The organism is Burkholderia sp. E168m22 (assembly GCF_001319805.1).
Taxonomy (GTDB): domain Bacteria; phylum Pseudomonadota; class Gammaproteobacteria; order Burkholderiales; family Burkholderiaceae; genus Burkholderia; species Burkholderia orbicola.
Genome location: NZ_BBSK01000138.1, coordinates 42051 through 63340 on the forward strand (window position 1 = coordinate 42051; position 21290 = coordinate 63340).

17 protein-coding genes are annotated in these 21290 nt (G+C 67.1%); 8 read left to right on the forward strand and 9 right to left on the reverse strand.

Going from position 1 to position 21290, the window contains the following annotated elements; all coding sequences use genetic code 11:
- The first annotated feature begins 114 nt into the window (after positions 1-114).
- Both AP428_RS30505 and AP428_RS30510 read left to right on the forward strand, forming a co-directional pair.
- Positions 115-1593, forward strand: coding sequence for an NAD-dependent succinate-semialdehyde dehydrogenase (locus tag AP428_RS30505; protein WP_011549336.1), 1479 nt, complete (start codon positions 115-117; stop codon positions 1591-1593).
- Between the two features lie 20 nt (positions 1594-1613).
- Complete coding sequence (locus AP428_RS30510) at positions 1614-3008, forward strand: aspartate aminotransferase family protein (RefSeq protein ID WP_011549335.1); 1395 nt, start codon at positions 1614-1616, stop codon at positions 3006-3008.
- A gap of 140 nt (positions 3009-3148) precedes the next feature.
- On the opposite strand, the gene AP428_RS30515 is transcribed toward AP428_RS30510, so the two are convergent.
- Both AP428_RS30515 and AP428_RS30520 read right to left on the reverse strand, forming a co-directional pair.
- Entirely contained in the window at positions 3149-4081 is a 933-nt protein-coding gene (locus tag AP428_RS30515; protein WP_011549334.1) for an MBL fold metallo-hydrolase, read from the reverse strand.
- 423 nt (positions 4082-4504) lie between these two features.
- A complete protein-coding gene (locus tag AP428_RS30520; protein WP_054928538.1) occupies positions 4505-5287 on the reverse strand; it encodes a sulfite exporter TauE/SafE family protein in 783 nt (260 codons plus the stop codon).
- Between the two features lie 302 nt (positions 5288-5589).
- On the opposite strand from AP428_RS30520, the gene AP428_RS30525 reads away from it, so the two are divergent.
- Positions 5590-6933: a PLP-dependent aminotransferase family protein gene (locus AP428_RS30525; RefSeq protein WP_011549332.1), complete on the forward strand. Its 1344-nt coding sequence runs from the start codon at positions 5590-5592 to the stop codon at positions 6931-6933.
- A gap of 401 nt (positions 6934-7334) precedes the next feature.
- Here AP428_RS30525 and AP428_RS30530 read toward each other — a convergent pair whose 3' ends face one another.
- Complete coding sequence (locus tag AP428_RS30530) at positions 7335-8720, reverse strand: MFS transporter (RefSeq protein WP_011549331.1); 1386 nt, start codon at positions 8718-8720, stop codon at positions 7335-7337.
- Between the two features lie 263 nt (positions 8721-8983).
- Between AP428_RS30530 and AP428_RS30535 the strand changes: the two genes are divergently transcribed.
- Positions 8984-9271, forward strand: a complete 288-nt coding sequence (locus AP428_RS30535) for a DUF1330 domain-containing protein (RefSeq protein WP_011549330.1) — start codon at positions 8984-8986, stop codon at positions 9269-9271.
- 19 nt (positions 9272-9290) lie between these two features.
- Here the strand turns inward: AP428_RS30535 and dhaL are convergent, their stop codons facing one another.
- Both dhaL and AP428_RS30545 read right to left on the reverse strand, forming a co-directional pair.
- Positions 9291-11000, reverse strand: coding sequence for a dihydroxyacetone kinase subunit DhaL (dhaL, locus tag AP428_RS30540; protein WP_011549329.1), 1710 nt, complete (start codon positions 10998-11000; stop codon positions 9291-9293).
- Positions 11001-11252: 252 nt separating this feature from the next.
- Entirely contained in the window at positions 11253-12380 is a 1128-nt protein-coding gene (locus AP428_RS30545; protein WP_011549328.1) for a sigma-54-dependent Fis family transcriptional regulator, read from the reverse strand.
- 453 nt (positions 12381-12833) lie between these two features.
- Between AP428_RS30545 and msuE the strand changes: the two genes are divergently transcribed.
- Positions 12834-13394, forward strand: coding sequence for an FMN reductase (msuE, locus tag AP428_RS30550; RefSeq protein WP_011549327.1), 561 nt, complete (start codon positions 12834-12836; stop codon positions 13392-13394).
- A 37-nt stretch (positions 13395-13431) separates the two neighbouring features.
- On the forward strand, positions 13432-14535 hold the full coding sequence (gene sfnG / locus AP428_RS30555) for a dimethylsulfone monooxygenase SfnG (RefSeq protein WP_006481025.1): 1104 nt from the start codon (positions 13432-13434) through the stop codon (positions 14533-14535).
- 57 nt (positions 14536-14592) lie between these two features.
- On the opposite strand, the gene AP428_RS30560 is transcribed toward sfnG, so the two are convergent.
- Positions 14593-15240, reverse strand: coding sequence for a LysE family translocator (locus AP428_RS30560; RefSeq protein ID WP_011549326.1), 648 nt, complete (start codon positions 15238-15240; stop codon positions 14593-14595).
- 111 nt (positions 15241-15351) lie between these two features.
- Here AP428_RS30560 and AP428_RS30565 point away from each other — a divergent pair, with 111 nt between their 5' ends.
- On the forward strand, positions 15352-16200 hold the full coding sequence (locus tag AP428_RS30565) for a LysR substrate-binding domain-containing protein (RefSeq protein ID WP_006481027.1): 849 nt from the start codon (positions 15352-15354) through the stop codon (positions 16198-16200).
- Positions 16201-16222: 22 nt separating this feature from the next.
- On the opposite strand, the gene AP428_RS30570 is transcribed toward AP428_RS30565, so the two are convergent.
- Positions 16223-17113 carry a LysR substrate-binding domain-containing protein gene (locus AP428_RS30570; RefSeq protein WP_041489524.1) on the reverse strand — a complete coding sequence of 297 codons (891 nt, stop codon included), beginning with the start codon at positions 17111-17113 and terminating at the stop codon, positions 16223-16225.
- 153 nt (positions 17114-17266) lie between these two features.
- On the opposite strand from AP428_RS30570, the gene AP428_RS30575 reads away from it, so the two are divergent.
- Positions 17267-20323: an FAD-binding and (Fe-S)-binding domain-containing protein gene (locus AP428_RS30575; protein ID WP_054928539.1), complete on the forward strand. Its 3057-nt coding sequence runs from the start codon at positions 17267-17269 to the stop codon at positions 20321-20323.
- Between the two features lie 102 nt (positions 20324-20425).
- Here AP428_RS30575 and AP428_RS30580 read toward each other — a convergent pair whose 3' ends face one another.
- Both AP428_RS30580 and AP428_RS30585 read right to left on the reverse strand, forming a co-directional pair.
- A complete protein-coding gene (locus AP428_RS30580; protein ID WP_011549323.1) occupies positions 20426-20728 on the reverse strand; it encodes a hypothetical protein in 303 nt (100 codons plus the stop codon).
- Positions 20729-20815: 87 nt separating this feature from the next.
- Positions 20816-21290: branched-chain amino acid ABC transporter substrate-binding protein (locus tag AP428_RS30585; protein WP_156349364.1), on the reverse strand; the 475-nt coding region annotated here is incomplete at its 5' end.

Genomic DNA, 21290 nt, shown 5'->3' on the forward strand with positions numbered 1-21290 from the left:
CGCCGGTGCGCGGCAATACGGAAAAAACCGGCATTTCGAGCCGTGCAAACCGAAATTTCCGCATGCGAGGGCGCGACACAATGAAGTTCGTGCCCACCAACGAGGAGACGCAGCATGCTGCCCGGACACCCCGTTCTGTTCAAGTCGACCTGCTACGTCGACGGTCGCTGGATTCACAGCGACAGTGCCGCGACGGTCGCCGTCGTGAACCCCGCCGACCAGGCCGTGATCGGCCACGTGCCGATGCTCGAACGCGCGCAGATCGTCGCGGCCATCGACGCCGCGCAGCGCGCGTACGACACCTGGCGCTGGACGCCGCAAGCCGTGCGCAGCGCCGCATTGCTGCGCTGGCATGCACTGATCCTGCGTCACGTCGACGATCTGGCCGCGCTGCTGTCGCTCGAACAGGGCAAGCCGCTGGCCGAAGCGCGCGGCGAGATCCGCTATGCGGCGAGCTTCGTCGAATGGTTCGCGAACGAGGCGAAGCGCGTCGCCGGGCGCACGATCCCGACCCACATCGATGGCGCGCATCTCGGCACCGTGATGGAGCCGGTCGGCGTCGCGGCGCTGATCACGCCGTGGAATTTCCCGGCCGCGATGATCACGCGCAAGGCGGCGGCCGCGATCGCGGTCGGTTGCGCGGTGGTCGTGAAGCCTGCGCACGAAACACCGTTCTCCGCGCTCGCACTCGCGCAGCTCGCCGACGAGGCCGGCTTCCCGGCCGGCGTGTTCAACGTGGTGCTCGGCGAGCCGCAGATGGCGATGGAAACGCTGGTCGGCGATGCGCGCGTGCGTGCGGTGAGCTTCACCGGCTCGACGCGCGTCGGGCGGCTCGTGACCGAAACCGCCGCGAAGGCGGGCATCCGCAAGGTCGCGCTCGAACTGGGCGGCAATGCGCCGTTCATCGTGACCGAGGATGCGGATCTCGATCAGGCCGTGCGGATTGCCGTCGGCGCGAAGTTCCAGACCTCCGGCCAGGACTGCTGCGCGGCGAACCGGATGCTCGTCGCGCGCCCGCTGTACGACGCGTTCGTCGAACGGTATGCGCACGCGGTGCGCGCGCTGAAGACGGGGCCGGCGTTCGAGCAGGGCGTGGACGTCGGGCCGCTGATGCATCAGGCCGCGTTCGACGCGACCGTGGCGCGCGTCGAGGACGCGCGGGCACGCGGCGCGCGCATCGTCGCGGGCGGCCGGCCGCATGCGCTCGGCGGCTGGTTCTACGAACCGACCGTGATCGCGGATGCCGCGCCCGGCATGCGCGTGGTCGACGAGGAAAACTTCGCGCCGATCTCGGCCGTCAGTGCGTTCGACACGCTCGACGAAGCGGTCGAAACGGCCAACGACACCGAGTACGGCCTCGCCGCCTACGTGTGCGCCACGCGCATCGACACGATCTTCCAACTGGTGCGGCGGCTCGATTTCGCGATGGTGTCGGTCAACGGCGTGAAATTCACCGGTGCGCCGATCCCGTTCGGCGGAATGAAGGCGTCGGGCCTCGGGCGCGAAGGCGGCGCCGAAGGCTTCGAGCCGTTCACCGAAACCAAGTACTTCTGCCTCGGCAATCTCGGCCTGCCTGTCGCGGCGACGGCCTGACCCATTCAAAGGAGCACACCATGCAACAATCGATCGACGCACTGCTGCGCGAGGACCGCGCCCACTTCATGCACCCGTCGACGCACGCGTACGACCACGAGACCGGCGCGCTGCCGGGCAAGATCGTGCGCGGCGGCGAAGGCATCCGCATCGAGGATCACCAGGGCAAGCGTTATATCGACGCGTTTGCCGGGCTCTATTGCGTGAACATCGGCTACGGCCGCACCGAAGTGGCCGACGCGATGTACGAGCAGGCGAAGCAGCTCGCGTACTACCACACGTATGTCGGCCATTCGTCGGACGCGATCATCGAGCTGTCGTCGCGCATCATCGACTGGTCGCCGGCGGGGATGAAGAAGGTCTATTACGGGATGTCGGGTTCCGACGCGAACGAGACACAGGTCAAGATCGTCTGGTACTACAACAACGTGCTCGGCCGCCCGAACAAGAAGAAGATCATTTCGCGCGAACGCGGCTATCACGGCTCGGGCATCGTGACGGGCAGCCTCACGGGCCTACCGAGCTTCCACCAGCATTTCGACCTGCCGATCGACCGCGTGAAGCATACGGTGTGTCCGCACTGGTATCGCAAGGCGCCTGCGGGCATGAGCGAGGCGCAGTTCGTCGCGTACTGCGTCGACGAACTCGAGAAGCTGATCGCGCGCGAGGGCGCCGACACGGTCGCCGCGTTCATCGCGGAGCCGGTGATGGGCACCGGCGGGATCATCGAGCCGCCGGCCGGCTACTGGCCCGCGATCCAGGCCGTGCTGCGCAAGCACGACATCCTGCTGATCTCCGATGAAGTCGTGTGCGGGTTCGGGCGGCTCGGTTCGAAGATGGGTGCGCAGCACTTCGGGATCGAGCCCGACCTGATTACCGTCGCGAAAGGGTTGACGAGTGCGTATGCGCCGCTGTCGGGCGTGATCGTCGGCGAGAAGGTGTGGGACGTGATCGCGCGCGGCTCGCAGGAACACGGGCCGATGGGGCACGGCTGGACGTATTCGGGCCATCCGGTGTGCGCGGCCGCCGCGCTCGCGAACCTCGCGATTCTGGAGCGCGAGAACCTGGTCGGCAATGCTGAGGAAGTGGGCAAGTATTTCGGCGCGAAGCTGCGCGACGCATTCGACGCGCATCCGCTCGTTGGCGAGGTGCGCAGCGTGGGGATGCTGGCCGCGCTCGAATTCATGGCCGACAAGGATGCGCGCGTGCCGTTCGATCCCTCGCTGAAGATCGGTGCGCAAGTGTCGGCTGCCGCGCTGCAGCGCGGCGTGATCGCGCGGGCGATGCCGCACGGCGACATTCTCGGCTTTGCACCGCCGCTCGTGATGACGCGCGAGGAAGCCGACGAGATCGTCGGGATCGTGAAGAAGGCGGTGGACGAGGTCGCCGAGCGGAATATTTCGGCTGTCGCGTGATATTCGAGCGGTCCTGATGCGCGTTTCGACGCGTGAGGTGATGCCGCCGCATGCAAGTGCGGCGGCGTTTTTTCTTGCCGGTACGGTTCAGGAAAACGTCAATGCGTGGTGTGCGGTGCGCGTCGGCTACCGATCGTCACTCAGTAATCCCACACGACCGGAACGAAACGGAAGCCGTCGCCGTTCCGTGCAACATGCCCGATGGACGGGAACGCGACATGCGCCGCGGCCAGCAGCGCACCGGTGTCGGCGGCTTCGTTGAACAGCGCGAGACGCACGTCGACCGCGGCGGCGGGGTCGTGTTCGAAGCCGTTTTGCCAGTCGGGATTGTCGAAGTTGACCTCGAAGATCGCGTCGCCCGCGAACGTCAGCTTTTCCCCGTTCGATGCGATGTCGACCACGCAGTGCCCCGGCGTATGCCCGCCCGTCACGCGCGCCGACACGCCCGTGGCGACTTCCACGGTGCGGTCGAATTGCACGATGTTTTCGCCATACAGTTCGACGAACCTCGCCGCCGCCTTGCGCAGCGCGGGCGGAACGGTTTCCGGCATCACCGTCTTGCTGAAGTCCGGATTCTTCCAGAACGCCACTTCCGCTGCCGATACGTGAATGCGTACGTCGGGGCGCAGCTTCGCCTTGACGCCGTCGACGTTCAGCCCGCCGACGTGATCCATGTGCATGTGCGTGATCACGATATCGGTGATCGCGGCCAGGTCGATGCCGGCCGATTCCACGCGCATCACCGAGCGCCCGGCGCGCGTGAAGTATTCGAAACCGTCGCCCACGCCCGAGTCGATCAGGATCAGGTGATCGGCGCTGCGCACGAGCGCGATGTTGAGCGCCCAGTCGAACATGTCGCGTTGCAGGAAACGGCCGTCGAACCAGGCGTTGCGGTCCGCTTCGCTCACATTGGTGGACATGGTGGAAGTCGGCAGCGGCAGTACGCCGTCGCTGATCAGCACGACATCGACATCGCCGATGCGCACGGCGTAGCGGGACGGAACGAGCTCGCCTGAACCTTCGTTGCCCAGGGCGACGATGACCGGCTGGACGTTGCGGATGGGTGCGTTCATGTTCAGTAATCCTGTTCTTCGAGTGAGGTAGTCCGCACTGCGCGGCGCAGGGCGGTTCGCGAGCGCGATCGTGAAGGTCGCGCTTCGGTGCGCCCGGATTCCGATCGAGCGTGTCAGCGATTGTAGTGACGGCCTACACACGCCAACAGCGCCGCAGGGGTGCACATCGTGTTGTCCGGACGGCAACAATCCGGCAGCGGCCTTCGCCGCCCGAAATGCACATCGCCCGCCGTCCGTTGCCGGAAGGCGGGCGATGCAATGGATGCCGTTTATGGGATGCCGGGAACCGCCGGCGCGCGGGTCAACCCGGCTGACCGGGAAGCGTTTCCCCGCGCAGCGAACACCCGCGCGTCTCGATCACCGCCAGCAGCGCGATCAGCCCGACCGCGCAGGCAGCCATCATGTAGTACGCGGGAGCCACGCTTACGCGAGATACCCCGTCACGCCATCCCAAAGCAGTTTCACCGCGGCTATCACCAGCAGCCCGTAGCAGGCTCGATAAACCTGGCGTTGATCCAGTTTCGCGTGAAGCCGCCAACCGGCGACGACCCCAGCGGGAATGGCACACAGGCAGACCCCCGTCACGACCCAGACATTGCCCGTCGGCCTGGCCAGCAGCAGCCATGGCACTGCCTTGGTCGCGTTACCCACGGTAAAGAACATGCTTGTCGTCCCCGCATAGACTTCCTTGCCGAGGCCGAGCGGCAGCAGATACATGGCAAGAGGCGGGCCGCCCGAATGCGCGACCATCGTGGTGACGCCGGAGGCAAGGCCCGCTGTGATCGCCTTCGGCGTGGAACGCGGACGGATCGTCAACGCTGCGCCTCCGACCCACCACAGTCCGACGAAGATCAGCGTGATCGCCGCCATCACGATCGCGATCGCGCGGTGGTCGAGGAGTCGGAAGGTCAGATAGCCGACGCCGATGCCCGTCACGAGTCCCGGCAAAAGCAGCATCAGGTCCGGCTTCGACCATGTCGAAGGTTTCCAGTAGCGCAGTGCGAACAGATCCATTGCGATGAACAGCGGTGCGAGCATTCCGCCCGCGGTCACCGGATCTATCACCAACGACAGCAACGGAATGCCGACGATCGAAAAGCCGCCGCCGAAGGCCCCTTTCATGAACGAGATCAGGAACACACCCGCGAAGGCGATCAGTATCGTGATGAGGGTCAGTTGCAGATCCATTCCGGTCGACGAAATCATCACGATGACCTCGCGCGGTCGACGTCACACACGCCCAACAGGCGTGAAGGCCCCGTCGTCCTTCTCGCAGACACAGGGTGGGCGGTCATCGAAGCGGTGAAAGGCATATTGCGTCTCCATGAATGCTCCGAGGACAATTCGGCGCTGCGTGGATTTCGTCGAAACGAGGCGCATGCATATTGGCCGTGGAAGCTGGGTAATCCCGATACAATCGGGCGATGAAGACAGAATGCACCGGCGTCAAACTCGGTACAATCAAAACATTGATCTCGGTGCAATATATATTGAACTCGGTGCATTGAATGTCAAAGTCCGAATACCTGAAGTTGGCCGACACGATCGCCGCAGACATTGCTGACGGAACGCTCAGGCCGGGCGACCGGCTTCCGCCACAGCGCAATTTCGCGGACCAGCGAAAGATCGCCGTGTCGACGGCCAGCAGGGTCTATGCAGAGTTGTTGCGGCGAGGGCTCGTCGTCGGCGAGGTCGGGCGGGGAACGTTCGTTTCGGGCGACGCAAGGCGCGGCGCAGCGGCGCCGGGTGAGCCGCGTGATGTTCGGATCGATCTGGAGTTCAATTACCCGATACTTCCCGACCAAACGACACTCATCGCGAGAAGCCTGAGCGGGCTCGAAAGCGTTGCGGAGCTCGCGAGCGCCCTGGGTCAGGCAACCAGCAGTGGGACGCCCGCTCTCAGGAACGTCTCCGCCGCATGTCTGGCGGGCAATGGTTGGGCGCCTTCTCCCGAGCAGCTGGTCTTCACGGGGAACGGACGACAGAGCATTGCCGCCGCGGTTGGCGCCATTGTTCCGACGGGCGGCCGCTGCGGCGTCGAAACCTTGACCTACCCGTTCATCAAGGGCATCGCGGCTCGCCTCGGTATCACGCTGGTCCCGCTCGCGATGGACGAAGGCGGCGTGCGCCCCGACGCCGTACTCAAGGCGCACCGGGATGCGAATCTTTCGGCGATCTACATTCAGCCTGCCATCCAGAATCCGTTGGGCATGACGATGAATGCCGCGCGACGGGAAGATCTGTTGCGCGTCGTGGAAAAGCTCGGCATTCCTGTCATCGAGGACAACGTGTACGGCTTCCTCGACGACCAACCGCCGCTTGCCGCCCTCTCACCGGACAATTGCATCGTGATCGACAGCCTGTCGAAGAAGGTGGCGCCGGGGTTGACGCTCGGATTCATCGTGTCGCCGCATCGGTTGCGTGAAACCGTGATGGCGTCGGTGCGCTCGGGGGGATGGACGGCATCGGGATTTGCATTTGCCGCCGCGCAGCGATTGATGAGCGACGGTACGGTTGCCGAACTCGCCCGACTGAAACGCATCGATGCGGTGGCCCGTCAGAAGCTGGCCGCCGACCGTCTGTCGGATTTCGACATTCAGACGAACGGCAAATGCTTTCATCTGTGGTTGACGCTGCCGGCCCATTGGCGCTCGCAGGCGTTGGTCGCAGCGGCAGCCCGGCGAGACATCGCGTTGACGCCCTCGACCACCTTTGCAGCCGCGCCCGGCCATGCGCCGAACGCCGTCAGGCTTGCGCTTGCCGCACCCACGATGGACCAGCTCGACGCGGGTCTGCTCACGCTGAGCGGAATCCTGAATGCGAGAGAAGAGGATTTCGATTCGACCGAATAAGGTCTGCGCCGGAGACTCTGGATTGGCCTCTCGCGCGTGGTCGTCGGACAGTCATTCGGCGCCGACGCCCCCCAACGGTCAAGCCGCATCGATTCAGGTGCACGCACTCGCGAACCTCGGACCGGCACATCTGGCCGAGCCGAAACCGCGATCCCGGCGGCTTGAAGATACGGCCGACGCGAAAACCAATAGTGGCCAAATGCTTCGCATTCCTGCCAGATTCGGGGAGCCAACGGCCGTCAATTCCGTCGACGGCGAGTGACTGCTTCTGGCCGGAGCGCATGGGAGCCGCAACGACCGTCGACCCCTCCCGAAACGAACATCGCCCGCCTCCGTTTCCGGAAGGCGGGCGATGAAGGTTGTCGCTTATGGGAAGCCGGAGGCGATCCTTCGCGAATGCGTCAACCCGGTTGTCCCGGCACGGCTTCCCCGCGCAGCGAACACCCGCGCGTCTCGATCACCGCCAGCAGCGCGATCAGCCCGACCGCGCAGGCAGCCATCATGTAGTACGCGGGAATCAGCGCGTTGCCGGTCTTGCCGATCAGCCAGTCGTTGACGATCGGCGCGGTGCCGCCGAACAGCGACGTCGACACGTTGTATGCGATCGCCATGCCCGCATAGCGGACGTGGGTCGGGAACATCGCCGGGAACATCGCGGAAATGGTGGCGAGCTGCGGCACGTAGAGCACGCCGAGCACCGCGAAGCCGATGAAGGCGCCGAGCGGACCGTGCGTCATCAGCGTGAACATCGGCACGGCCGCGACGAACAGCCCGACGAGCGAGAACCACCACATCGTCTTGCGGCCGACGCGGTCCGACAGCCAGCCGGCGAACGGCAGCAGCACCATCATCGCGAGCATGCCGATCAGCGGAATCAGCAGCGACATGTTCTCGCTCACGCCGAGTTCCTTGTGCATGTAGGTCGGCATGTACGCGAGCAGCACGTAGTTGACGACGTTCAGCGCGACGACCAGCCCGCCGAGCAGCAGCAGCGGCTTCGCATAGCGCACCAGCAGCAGCCGGATCGGCAGCGCGGCGGTGGCACTTTTCTCGCGGCGGTGTGCCTGTTCCTCCAGCTCGCGGAACACCGGCGTTTCCTCGAGGCGCGAGCGCAGGTAGAAGCCGATCAGGCCGAGCGGCGCCGCGACGAGGAACGGCAGGCGCCAGCCCCACGCATGCATCGCCGAATCGCCGAGCAGCAGCGCGAAGCCGAGCATCAGGAACGCGCCGAGCGAGAAGCCGGCGAGCGTCGCGAATTCGAGGAAGCTGCCGCACAGGCCGCGCCGCGAATCGGGTGCGTATTCGGCGATGAAGGTCGCCGCACCGCCGTATTCGCCGCCGGTCGAGAAACCTTGCACCATGCGCAGCACGATCAGCGCGGCCGGCGCGAGCCAGCCGGCCGTCGCATAGCTCGGCAGCACGCCGACGAGCAACGTGGCGCCCGACATCGTCAGGACCGTCAGCCCGAGCACGCGCTTGCGGCCGAGCCGGTCGCCGAGCGGCCCCCAGAACAGGCCGCCGAGCGGGCGGATCAGGAACGAGATCGCGAACGTGCCGAGGGCGAACAGCGTCGCGCTGGCGGTGTTGCCGGGAAACAGCGCGGCGGAAATGTACGCGAGACCGTACGCGTAAATACCGTAATCGAACCATTCGGTTGCATTGCCGAGGGCGGCGGCCGCGATCGCGACCCGCGGCAGGCTGTGCGGCTCGTCGCCGCGCTGGGTGGTCGCGTCGTCGGGAATCGACGACGCGGCGGAAACGGAAGTCCACGATGGCACGTATCGCATGAGGGGTCCTCGCTATCAGCATGCGCCCGGGCGGGCGCCGACGAGGATCAAAGTAATCCCGCCAATTTGCGATGCCGGATGTCATAGGACGATGTGGGAATCGGGGTTTTCCCGCGCCGGGGCGGGGCGGCACGCGGAGGTGTGGCCGGCTCGTCGCGGCGCCGGCTGGCGAACGGCGGTAAGCTGCGCGCTGCCACGCCGGATTCCTCGGACCGTGCCGCGCGTGGCGTCCCTTTTTTCACCCTTGATCAGGAGCGCATATCGTGGCGACCTACATCGTCTTTACGCGGGAAAGCACGCAGGACCAGCATGAGCTCGACATCTACGCGAGCCAGGTCGGCGCGACCCTTGCCGGTCATCCGGTGAAGGTGCTTGCCGCCTATGGGCCGCAGGAAATCCTCGAGGGTGAAGGCCCGGAAGGTGTCGTGATCGTCGAGTTCCCGTCGAAGGAGGCCGCGCACGCGTGGTATCGCGGCCCCGAATACCAGGCGGTCGTCCAGCACCGGTTCAAGGGCGCGCGCTATCGCGCGGTGCTGGTCGAAGGCGTCTGAGCGCGGCTGCGCGCGCCCGTTACCGCACGTGCGGCAGCAGCGCGCGCAGCCAGTACGACACGGCCACCGCGCCGCCGTCCGGCGTGCCGATCGCGCGCTCGCCGAGATAGCTGGCCCGTCCCGCGCGCGGCGTCATGCGCGTCGTTTCCTCCGCGCCTCGTTCCGCCGCTTCGACGGCCGCCGCCCATGCACTTGCGGGATCGCGATCGCCGTCGAGCGCGCGGCCGAATGCGTCGACGGCCGGCACCAGCGCATCGAGCATCGTCCGGTCGCCCGCCTGAGCGCCACCGAGTTCGCTGATCGCATCCACCGCCGCGCGGAACGCCGCGGCCCAGTCGCGCGGTGACGGCTCGGCGCTATCGGCGCCATCGGCCAGCCGGCGCGACGCGCGCAGCAGCGCGGTCGCATAGAACGGCCCGGAGCTGCCGGCGATCGCGCGGCGCAATGCGGCGCCGAGCGCCGCGAGCGCACCGGCCGGCGTGCCGTACGCGGTGTCGGGCAATTCGAGGATCGCCTGCGCGGCACGCCGCATGCTCGCGCCGAGATCGCCGTCGCCGGCTGCCGCGTCGAGATCCGTCAGCGTCTGCTCGTGGTCGATCAGCGTCTGCGCCACCGCGTGCAGCGCCGGTTGCAGGCGCGCGGCCCATGCGCGGCCGGCCGCATCGAGCGGCGGCGGCGATGCATCTTGCGACACGGCCGCGGCCATGCGAATCCGCGTGTTCACGAGGCCGCCGCCCGGCCAGGCGCGCGCCTGCGTCGGCGCGTCGAGCAGCGCCGCGCGTTCGTCGTTCAGCCGCAGCACCGAGATCGAGCAGCCCGGCATGTTCAGCGCGGACAGGAACGTGCCGGCCCATGCGCGCGCGACGACGATGCCGCGCCGGCTCAGGTTGTCGAACGCGGCGCGCAGCACGATCGCGAGCTCCATGTCCGGCGTCGCGCCGAGGCCGTTGACGAACAGCGCGACGCGTTCGTCGCGGTCGAGCACGAGATCGGCGACGATGCTCGACAGCAGCGTGTCGGCCAGCGCATCGGCCGGCAGCGGCGCGCGGCGCTCGACGCCTTTCTCGCCGTGGATGCCGAGGCCCAGTTCGATCTCGTGATCGGCGAGGCTGAAGCCCGATTTGTCGGCGCCCGGGATCGTGCAGCCGTCGAGCGCGACGCCCATCGTGCCGAGCTCGGCCGCCGCGTCGCGCGCGATGCTCGCGACGCGGGCAAGCGGCAGCCCGCGCGCGGCGGCGGCGCCCGCGAGCTTGTGGATCAGCACCGTGCCGGCGATTCCGCGCCGCTGGCCGCGTTCGACGCGGCCGCGCAGCGACACGTCGTCGGCGACGATGACGGTTTCGACCGGAATGCCTTCCGCGCGCGCCAGTTCGGCGGCGAGTCCGAAATTGAGCCGGTCGCCGGTGTAGTTCTTCACGATCAGCAGCGCGCCGTTCGGGCCGGCGCTCGCGCGGATCGCGGCGAGCACGGCGTCGGTCGACGGCGACGTGAACACTTCGCCGCACACGGCCGCACTCAGCATCCCTTCGCCGACGTAGCCGCCATGCGCGGGCTCGTGGCCGCTGCCGCCGCCTGACAGGATCGCGACCGGCCGCTGCGACGGCTCCGGCAGCGGCTGGCGGACGAGCACGTGCTCGTCGCCGAGGATCGCGAGATGCGGCGATTGCCGTGCGATGCCTTCCAGCATTTCTCGCACGACGTCGGACGGGCGGTTCACAAGCTTTTTCATGGCGACGGATTCCGGACGGGTGAACAGGGCTCGGCCGGGCGCGCACGGGCGCCGGACGGCTTTCGTGTTGCGGAGGATCGTGCGTGCGTCGTTGGCGGTCGCGGATGGCCGCGTAACGGGCGACCGGATGCGGGGTGGACAACGAAGCGTACGCTTCGCGCCAAGATACATCAGGTTCGGACGTTGCGGCACGGATCGCGCTGCGATGGCGCGATGGCGCCGGGGCGGAACGGCGGTGCGTGCCGGGTGCCGCTATTTCAGCGCGGTGATTGCCTTCGCGCGGATCAGCCGGGCGCGCAGCACGTTGCGGCTGATGCCGAGCAACTGCGCGGTGCGGATCTGGTTGCGGTGGCTGAATTCGAACGCGACACGCATCACGGTGTCCTCGATGTGTTCGAACAGGTTGCCGTGCCCGTCGTCGAACAGGTCGCGCAGCGCATGCTCGAGCGCCGCCTGTGCATCGGCGGACGAATCGGTTGCCTGCGCGGCCACGGCCGGCACACACGGCGGCGCGATGTGCAGGTCGGTGTCCTGCAGCACGTCGTGACGGCTCACGAGCAGCGCATGATGGATCACGTTCTCCAGTTCGCGGATATTGCCGGGCCAGCCGTGCGCCTGGAGCCGTCGCTCGGCGCGTGGATCGATGCGGCGCGGGCCGCCGCCGAGCCGGTCGCGGTAAATGTCGAAGAAGTGGCGCGCGAGCGGCAGGATGTCGCCCGGGCGGTCGCGCAACGGCGGGACCGCGAGCTGCACGACATTGAGCCGGTAGAACAGGTCGCCACGAAACTTCCCGGCCGCGACCGCCTGCTGCAAGTCGACGTTGGTCGCCGCGACCACCCGTACGTCGACCGGAATCCCGGTGCGCGAACCGAGCCGCACGACCTCGCGCTCCTGCAGCACGCGCAGCAGCTTGACCTGCATCGCGAGCGGCAGGTCGCCGATTTCATCGAGAAACAGCGTGCCGCCGTGCGCGGCTTCGAACCAGCCGGGCTTCGCGCTGAATGCGCCGGTAAACGCGCCTTTCTCGTGGCCGAACAGTTCGCTGTCGACGAGCGTTTCGGAGAACGCGCCGCAGTTCACCGCGACGAACGGCCCGTCGCGACGGGCGCCGAGCTCATGCACGTGGCGCGCGATCAATTCCTTGCCGGTGCCCGTTTCGCCGACGATCAGCACGTTCGCGTCGCTCGGCGCGACGCGGCGAACCTGTTCGAGCAGCGCGAGCGAACGCGGATCGGCGAACACCTGCGCCTGGGCGCGGGCCTGCGCGTGGCGTTCGGGCAGCGTGCGCACGGGCGCCGCGGCTTGAAGGCCTGCGGGGTCGCGGGAAGCGGTAACGACACGAAGATTGAGCGGGCGCGGCGATGCGGAAATGGAAGTCATGGCGATGAACCGTTGGATGGCCGGGCAATGCGGGTCGGCTGCTGCGTGATCAGCAAAGTGTTGAACGTTTCGCCGCGCGCGAAAAGCATCGATTTCTGATAACCAAAGCGCGATTGCTGCGGAACCCGCAATGGCGCGGAAGAGCGACGGGGCAGTGACGTCGCAGCATCGAATTCAGCGCTATCGTGCGTGACGCGCTGCTGCCTGATCAGCAGCGCGTCAGCAGACCCGCTGCACCGGATTCATCGCGTGACGGCATATCGATGTGACGCGCGAACCGGAACGCTTGCCACTGCCGCGCATTTGGTCGAGCGCCATTTCTGACGGGCGATGGCGAGAAACTTCGCGGTGCAGACGAAATTTCCGTCACGCAACCGCGCCAATGGCACGCTCCTTGCTGACCCGAACCGGTATCGCCGCATTGCGCGCGGCTTCACCACGGGAACGCATTGCATGAGCCACACCCTCAACGTCGTCGCGATATCGGGCAGCCTGCAGCGGCCGTCGCGCACGCTCGCGCTGACCGACGCGATCGTCACGGCGCTCGGCGCCGCGCTGCCGATCGAGACGCGATTGATCGAACTCGGCGAGATCGGCAGCCGGCTGGCCGGCGCGCTCACGCGTGCGCAGGTACCGCCTGATCTCGATGCGCTGATCCGCGCGATCGAGACGGCTGACGCACTCGTCGTCGCGAGCCCGGTGTATCGCGCGTCGTACACGGGCCTCTTCAAGCACCTGTTCGACCTCGTGCGCCACGACGCACTCGTCGACGTGCCGGTGCTGCTCGCGGCCACCGGCGGCAGCGAACGCCATGCGCTCGTGATCGACCATCAGCTGCGCCCGCTGTTCAGCTTCTTCCAGGCGCGCACGCTGCCGATCGGCGTCTATGCGTCCGAAAGCGATTTCGACCAGTACCAGATCGCCAGTCCGGCGTTGCGCGAGCGCATCGCGCTCGCCGTGAATCGCGCGGTGCCGCAACTGCGCGCGCCCGTGCTTTCCGCCGCGGCCGCGTAGGCCGTTTTTTCGTTTCCCCTTCGACCAGGACACCTTCATGAGCCTTCCCGACCCTTCCGCCGATGGCGTCAAATTCGCGTACTGGGTGCCGAACGTCAGCGGCGGCCTCGTCGTCAGCACGATCGAGCAGCGCACCGACTGGAGCCTCGAATACAACCAGAAGCTCGCGCGCACGGCCGAGGCGGCCGGCTTCGACTACGCACTGAGCCAGATCCGCTTCACGGCCGGCTACGGCGCCGAATACCAGCACGAGTCGGTGTCGTTCAGCCAGGCGCTGCTGCATGCGACGACGAAGCTCAAGGTGCTCGCCGCGATCCTGCCGGGGCCGTGGCATCCGGCCGTGGTCGCGAAGCAGCTCGCGACGATCGACCACATCTCGAACGGACGCATCGCGATCAACGTCGTGAGCGGCTGGTTCAAGGGCGAATTCACCGCGATCGGCGAGCCGTGGCTCGAGCACGACGAACGCTATCGGCGCTCGAAGGAATTCATCCAGGCGCTCAAGGGCATCTGGACCCAGGACAACTTCACGTTCAAGGGCGACTTCTACCGCTTCAACGACTACACGCTCAGTCCGAAGCCGGTGCAGAAGCCGCATCCGGAAATCTTCCAGGGCGGCAGCTCGCGCGCGGCGCGCGACAACGCGGCGAGCGTGTCGGACTGGTATTTCACGAACGGCAATACGCCGGAGAACCTGAAGGCGCAGATCGACGACATTCGCGCGAAGGCGGCGGCGAACAACCATCGCGTGCGCATCGGCGTCAATGCATTCGTGATCGCGCGCGACACCGAGGAAGAAGCGAAGGCCGTGCTCGACGACATCATCCGGCATGCGCACGTCGAGGCCGTGCACGCGTTCGGCGATGCGGTGAAGCAGGCCGGCAAGGCGTCGCCCGAAGGCGAGGGCAACTGGGCGAAATCGACGTTCGAGGATCTCGTGCAGTACAACGACGGCTTCCGCACGAACCTGATCGGCACGCCGCAGCAGATCGCCGAGCGGATCGTCGCGCTGAAGGCGATCGGCGTCGATCTCGTGCTGGCCGGGTTCCTGCATTTCATCGAGGAAGTCGAGTACTTCGGCAAGCGCGTGCTGCCGCTCGTGCGCGAACTCGAGGCGCAGCGGCAGGCCGTTGCCGCGTGACGCCCCGCCGCCAGCGCGCAGCCCGCGATCGTGCGGGCGCGCGCGGCGGCACGATGCTTACGCGATGCCCGCCGACTTCGACGCCTCGACGAGCATTTCCACGCCGAGGCCGCCGAGCACCGCGCCCATTGCCCAGCGCTGCGCGAGCAGCAGCGTCGGGCGGCCGTGCAGGAACTTCGCCAGGCTGCCCGAGCAGATCGCCACCAGCCCGTTGGCCGACGCGAATGCGGCAATCAGTAGCGAGCCCAGAAACAGCGACTGGCCGAACACGCTGCCATGCCCGTAGTCGATGAACTGCGGCAACAGCGACACGAACAGCATCGCGAGCTTCGGGTTCAGCACGCTGGTCGTCGCGCCCATCGCGAGCAGCCGCAGCGGCTGCTCGTTCGGCAGCGTCTTCACCTCGAACGGCGAGCGGCCGCCGGGCCGCACCGCCTGCCATGCGAGGTACAGCAGATAGGTCGCCCCGACCGCGCCCAGCACGCTGCTCGCATAGGGCACGCTCATGAACAGCGTCGTGATGCCGAACGCCGCGGCGAACATGTAGAACAGGTAGCCGAGCATCACGCCCGCGAGCGAAACGAGGCCCGCCGCCCGCCCTTGCGCGATCGAGCGCGACATCACGTAGACCATGTTCGGCCCCGGCGTGACCGCGAGCATGCCGCCGATGACGAGAAACCCGTAGAGCGATCCGGACGTTTGCATGTTTTCCGCTTCCTGCGTCGAATGAGTGCTGACGGCGTTCATTGTCCGGCGCTGGAGGCGAACAGTAAAACGGGATAAACTGAATCGATTGATCAGTTTTTCTGAATTAAAATGAAGAAGCTCGACCTCGATGTGCTCGCGATGGTGGTGGCCGTCGCGGAATCCGGATCGTTTGCGCAGGGTGCGCAGGCCGTGCACCGGTCGCCGTCGGCGGTGAGCATGCAGATCAGGACGCTGGAAGACGCGCTCGGCAAGCCGCTGTTCATCCGCGACACGCGCAACGTGACGCCGACCGACGACGGCAGGATGCTCGCCGACTATGGCCGCCGGATGCTCGCGATGCGCGACGAGGCGTGGGCGTCGGTCGTGCGTCCGGAGATCCGCGGCCGCGTGACGATCGGCGTGCCCGACGATTACATCTCGTCGCTGCTGCCGCAGGTGCTCGGCAAGTTCGCCGCGATGCATCCGCGTGTGGAAGTGCGCGTGATCGGCCAGCCGAGCAGCGCGCTCGTGCCGATGCTGAAGGACAACACGGTCGATCTCGCATGCATGACTCGCGTCAAGGGCGTGTCCGGCGAGCTGATCCGGCTCGAGCCGATCGTCTGGACGGGATCGCCGAAACGGAACGTGTGGGAAGAGCGGCCGCTGCCGGTTGCGCTGTTCTCGCATGGCAGCACGGCGCGCGACCATGCGATCAAGGCGCTGAACCGGCGGAAGATTCCGTTCCGGATGTCGTACGAAAGCCCGAGTTTCCTCGGGCTGCTCAGCATGGTCGAGGCCGGCCTCGCGATCGCGCCGCTCGCGCGCTGCTGCGTGCCCGATCACCTGTTGCAGCTGTCGGAGAGCCACGGGCTGCCGTCGCTCGGCGAACTCGACGTCGTGCTCGCGCGCAGCGCGCAGTCCGCGCGGCCGCCGTGCGACTACCTTGCCGAGCAGATTCTCGGCGAGTGGCGCGCCTGACCGGCACGTCGCCGCAAGCGCGTCAGCACGACGTCAGCAGCCATTCGCGAAACGCGACCAGCGACGGCAGCGTTTCGTTGCCCGGCGGGTAGACGAGGTAATAGCTGCGCTGGCTGGTAATCGCGTCGCCGATCGGCACGAGCTCGCCGCGGCTCAATTCGTCCTCCACCAGCACCTTCGGCACCAGCCCGATCCCCATTCCCGCGCGCACGGCCTGGATCAGGTGCGACGTCAGCTCGAAACTCGGACCGATCCGCATCTGGCGATGCTCGAGCCGATAGTGCGAGAACCACTCTGCCCAGGCCTGCTGATTGCTCGTCACGCCCAGCAGCGTCTGCCTTGCGGCCCAGGCCGGCGTGCGCGCGTCGGCCTTGCGGCCGCGGCCCGTGTCGGGCGGCGCGATCGCGATCAGGAATTCGTTGTACAGCCGGTGCGCGTGCAGGCCCGGCCAGTCGCCCGCGCCGACGGTGATCGCCGCGTCGAGGTCGTCGTGGAGGAAATCGATCGCGCCGATCCGTGAATGAAGGTGCACGGTCACGCCCGGATGCGCGGCGTAGAAGCCGTGCAGGTGCGGCAGCAGCCATTTCGAGCCGAACGTCGGCAGGGTGGCCAGCCGCAGCGTGCCGGCGCCGGCCTGGTGCGACATCGCCTGCAGCGTCGCGCCGCGGATGCGCCCGAGCGCGCCGCTTAGCTCGGCGAAGTAGCGGCGGCCGACTTCGGTCAGCTTGACCGAGCGGCCCTCGCGCCGGAACAGCGGCACGCCGAGCTGATCCTCGAGCGTCTGCACCTGCCGGCTGATCGCGCTCTGGCTCAGCGACAGTTCTTCGGCCGCACGCGTGTAGCTTTCATGCCGCGCGGCGGCCTCGAACACGAGCAGCAGCGACATCGACGGGGTGAGGCGGCGGTAATTCATGAGTTTTATGCAAGCTTCGCCGGGTAAGAATTCGTTTGTTTCTGGCGGAAGATCGAAAGATACTGCAATTCCCGGTTGTGCGGAAACTTGCCAAAAAATCATGTTTTGGCGTGCGTGAACCGGCCGGCTCCACCCACATTGCGCCTTTGCCCCATGTCGATCGCCCCGTTGCCCCGTCCCGCCAGCCCGTCCGCGAACGTTTACCGCGATTTTCTCGCCGCGCTGCAGGTGGCCGGCTTCGCCGGGGAAATCCGTGCGGACCACGCGAACCGGACCGTGCAGGCCACCGACAACTCGATCTACCAGCGCCTGCCGCAGGCGGTGATCTGCCCCGCGCATGCGGATGACGTGCAGCTGCTGGCCCGACTGCTGGCCGAACCCGCGCACCGCGACGTCGCGGTGGCCGCGCGCGGCGGCGGCACCGGCACCAACGGGCAGTCGCTGACCGACGGCATCGTCGTCGACCTGTCGCGCAACATGAACCGGATCCTCGAAATCAACGCGCAAGCGCGCTGGGTGCGCGTCGAGGCGGGCGTCGTCAAGGATCAGCTCAATGCGGCGTTGAAGCCGCACGGGCTGTTCTTCGCGCCGGAGCTGTCGACGTCGAACCGTGCGACCGTCGGCGGGATGATCAACACCGACGCGAGCGGGCAGGGCAGCTGCACGTACGGCAAGACGCGCGATCACGTGCTCGAACTCGATTTCGTGCTGATGGGCGGCGAGCGGCTGCACAGCGACGCGCTCGACGATGAAGAACTGGCGCGCCGCTGCGCGCGGCAGGACCGCGTCGGCAAGGTGTATCGCACCGCGCGACGCATCAGCGACGACAAGGCGGCGCTGATCGACGCGAAATTTCCGAAGCTCAATCGCTGCCTGACCGGCTATGACCTCGCGCACCTGCGCGAACCCGACGGCCGCTTCAACCTGAACAGCGTGTTGTGCGGCGCGGAAGGGTCGCTCGGCTTCGTCGTCGAGGCGAAGCTCAACGTGCTGCCGATTCCGAAATATTCGGTGCTGGTCAACGTGCGCTACGCGGGCTTCATGGACGCGCTGCGCGATGCGCGCGCGCTGCTCGAACTCGCGCCGCTGTCGATCGAGACGGTCGACTCGAAGGTACTGATGCTGGCGATGAAGGACTTCGTGTGGAGCAGCGTGGCCGAGTATTTCCCGCAGGACGACGCGCGTCCGACGCTCGGCATCAACCTGATCGAATTCAGCGGCGACGACGAACGCGACGTCGATGCACGCGTGCGTGCGTTCGTCGAGCATCTGCGCACCGATACGAGCGTCGAGCGTCTCGGCCATACGCTCGCGGCCGGCGACGACGCGGTGAAGCGCGTGTATGCGATGCGCAAGCGCGCGGTCGGCCTGCTCGGCAACGTGCAGGGCGAGGCGCGGCCGCAGCCGTTCGTCGAGGACACCGCGGTGCCGCCCGAGAACCTCGCCGCGTACATCGCCGAATTCCGCGCGCTGCTCGACGGCCACGGGCTGCAGTACGGGATGTTCGGCCACGTCGATGCCGGCGTGCTGCACGTGCGCCCGGCGCTCGACATGAAGGACCCGAAGCAGGCCGCGCTGGTGTGGCCCCTGTCGGATGCGGTGGCCGAGCTCACGCAGCGCCATGGTGGCCTGTTATGGGGCGAGCACGGCAAGGGCGTGCGCTCCGAATATGCGCCGGCGTTTTTCGGCGAGCTGTATCCGTCGCTGCAGCAGCTGAAGGCCGCGTTCGATCCGCACAACCAGTTCAACCCGGGCAAGATCGCGACGCCGCCGGACCCTACGCTGCGGCTGCTGAAGATCGACGAGGTGCCGACGCGCGGCGACCACGACCGGCAGATCGACGAGCGCGTGTGGCAAAGCTACGGCACCGCGATGCATTGCAACGGCAACGGCGCGTGCTACAACTTCGATCCGGACGACGCGATGTGTCCGTCGTGGAAGGCGACGCGCGAACGCGTGCAGTCGCCGAAGGGGCGCGCGTCGCTGATGCGCGAATGGTTGCGTCTGCAAGGGCAGGCCGGCGTCGACGTCGTCGCGGCGGCGCGCACGCGGCAGCCGTTCCTGCGCGGGCTGGCCGAGCGCTGGCGCAACAGCCGCAACGCCCGCAACGCCCGCGATGGCGACGCGGATTTCTCGCACGAGGTGTACGACGCGATGGCCGGGTGCCTCGCATGCAAGTCGTGCGCGGGGCAGTGCCCGGTCAAGGTCAACGTGCCCGAGTTTCGCTCGCGCTTTCTCGAGCTGTATCACCAGCGTTACCTGCGGCCGTTGCGCGACTACCTGATCGGCTCGCTCGAATTCACGATGCCGTGGATGGCGCGCGTGCCCGCTGTGTACAACGGGCTGATGGGCGCCGGCTGGGTGAGGACGCTGCTCGAGCGCCAGGTCGGCATGGTCGACAGCCCGCTGCTGAGCCGCTTCGATCTCGCGGCCGTGATCCGCGCATGGCGCGTGAAGCCGGCCGACCCGCATGCGCTCGCCGCGCTGAGCGACGCGCAGCGCGCGCGCAGCGTCGTCATCGTGCAGGACACGTTCACGCGCTATTTCGATACCGAGCAACTGGCGACGCTGATCGAGCTGGCGGCGCGCCTGGGCTTTCAGGTGTGGCTCGCGCCGCTCGCGCCGAACGGCAAGGCGCTACACGTGCAGGGCTTTCTTCACGCATTCGAAAAGGCGGCGATCCGCAACGCGACGCAACTGGCCGCACTGGCGCGCTCGGGTGTCGCGCTGGTCGGCCTCGATCCGGCGATGACGCTCACGTATCGGCAGGAATACCTGAAGGTGACCGGGCTCGCCGACGTGCCGAAGGTCGCGCTGCCGCAGGAATGGTTGCTGGATGCGCTGCCGCAAGCCGGTGCGGGCGGGGCGACGGTTTCATACCGGTTGCTGCCGCACTGCACCGAGAAGACCAATGCGCCGGACAGCGGCAAGCAGTGGGCGCAGGTGTTCGCACGTCGCGGGCTGCGCTTGCAGGTTCAGGCGACCGGGTGCTGCGGGATGTCGGGCACGTACGGGCACGAGGCGCGCAATCTCGCGACGTCGAAGACGATCTATGCGCAGTCGTGGGCCGCGCACGTCGACGGGGTGCAGCAGGAGGGCGAGGCGCTGGCGACCGGGTATTCGTGTCGCAGCCAGGTGAAACGCCTGTCGTCGAAGCAGGTGCGCCATCCGCTGCAGGCGCTGCTCGATCATGTGCGGGCGGTGGGGTGATACCGGGGCGGTGCGGGTCGCGCTGGCCGTAAGGGGGCGTCGATCAAGTATCACGCGTCGAGCGGCAATCCCCGTGCCGCTGTCGACCTGGGCCGGCGCTGGTCAGGCGTCGGCTTTCGCCGCTTTCCGCGAGCGCGGTTTTTCCGCGGCGGGAAACACGCCGACGCCGCGCGGCCGTTTCGGCTCGATCCGCATTTGCCGGATCACGCGCCGGAAGTCGATCTCGTGCGCGGCCAGCGTACCGATCAGTTTCGCGATGACCGCGAGGTGGGATGGGACGGTGCCCTTGCTCGAATAGTTGGTGATCGAACTTTCGTTCATCCGGATCAGGCGGGCGAACTCGCGCGCCGTCAACTGCGCCTTCTTCAACTCCTGTTGGAATTCCGCATACGCCATTGCACACATGATGCTTCGTCTCCGTGAATCGGTATTCTGTCCGCGCGGCGCCGGCGCCGACGGGTGGCGTTCCCGTCGTGCCGGCGCCGCGTCGGATTACATCTTCACCTGGTCGAGGAAGGTCTTCTTGCCGCCCTTGTAGCCGTAGATCGAGATGATCCCGTGCGTCAGGTCGCCCTTCGCGTCGAACGTCGTCGTGCCGATCACGCCGTCGTACTTCGTCGCCGGCATCGCCGCGAGGATCTTCGCCGGGTCGGTCGAGTTCGCGCGCTTCATCGCGTCGACCACGATGTAGACCGCGTCATACGCGAACGGCGCATCGAACTTGATGCCCTGGTTGAAGCGCTTCTGGTACTTCGCGAGGAAGCCCGCACCGCCCGGCATCTTCTCGAGCGCCGCGCCTGCCTGCGAGCACAGCACGTTGTCGGCCGCCGGGCCGGCCAGTTCGGCCAGCGAATCGGTGCACACGCCGTCGCCGGACAGGATCTTCGCGCGCAGGCCGAGCTGCTTCGCCTGTTTCGCGAACGGGCCGCCGGTGGCGTCCATGCCGCCGTACATGATCGCGTCGGGG

Coding starts and splice junctions, on each gene's coding strand:
- AP428_RS30505 (WP_011549336.1), top strand. CDS start 115: ATGCTGCCCGGACACCCCGTTCTGTTCAAGTCGACCTGCTACGTCGAC.
- AP428_RS30510 (WP_011549335.1), top strand. CDS start 1,614: ATGCAACAATCGATCGACGCACTGCTGCGCGAGGACCGCGCCCACTTC.
- AP428_RS30515 (WP_011549334.1), bottom strand. CDS start 4,081: ATGAACGCACCCATCCGCAACGTCCAGCCGGTCATCGTCGCCCTGGGC.
- AP428_RS30520 (WP_054928538.1), bottom strand. CDS start 5,287: ATGATTTCGTCGACCGGAATGGATCTGCAACTGACCCTCATCACGATA.
- AP428_RS30525 (WP_011549332.1), top strand. CDS start 5,590: ATGTCAAAGTCCGAATACCTGAAGTTGGCCGACACGATCGCCGCAGAC.
- AP428_RS30530 (WP_011549331.1), bottom strand. CDS start 8,720: ATGCGATACGTGCCATCGTGGACTTCCGTTTCCGCCGCGTCGTCGATT.
- dhaL (WP_011549329.1), bottom strand. CDS start 11,000: ATGAAAAAGCTTGTGAACCGCCCGTCCGACGTCGTGCGAGAAATGCTG.
- AP428_RS30545 (WP_011549328.1), bottom strand. CDS start 12,380: ATGACTTCCATTTCCGCATCGCCGCGCCCGCTCAATCTTCGTGTCGTT.
- msuE (WP_011549327.1), top strand. CDS start 12,834: ATGAGCCACACCCTCAACGTCGTCGCGATATCGGGCAGCCTGCAGCGG.
- sfnG (WP_006481025.1), top strand. CDS start 13,432: ATGAGCCTTCCCGACCCTTCCGCCGATGGCGTCAAATTCGCGTACTGG.
- AP428_RS30560 (WP_011549326.1), bottom strand. CDS start 15,240: ATGCAAACGTCCGGATCGCTCTACGGGTTTCTCGTCATCGGCGGCATG.
- AP428_RS30565 (WP_006481027.1), top strand. CDS start 15,352: ATGAAGAAGCTCGACCTCGATGTGCTCGCGATGGTGGTGGCCGTCGCG.
- AP428_RS30570 (WP_041489524.1), bottom strand. CDS start 17,113: ATGAATTACCGCCGCCTCACCCCGTCGATGTCGCTGCTGCTCGTGTTC.
- AP428_RS30575 (WP_054928539.1), top strand. CDS start 17,267: ATGTCGATCGCCCCGTTGCCCCGTCCCGCCAGCCCGTCCGCGAACGTT.
- AP428_RS30580 (WP_011549323.1), bottom strand. CDS start 20,728: ATGTGTGCAATGGCGTATGCGGAATTCCAACAGGAGTTGAAGAAGGCG.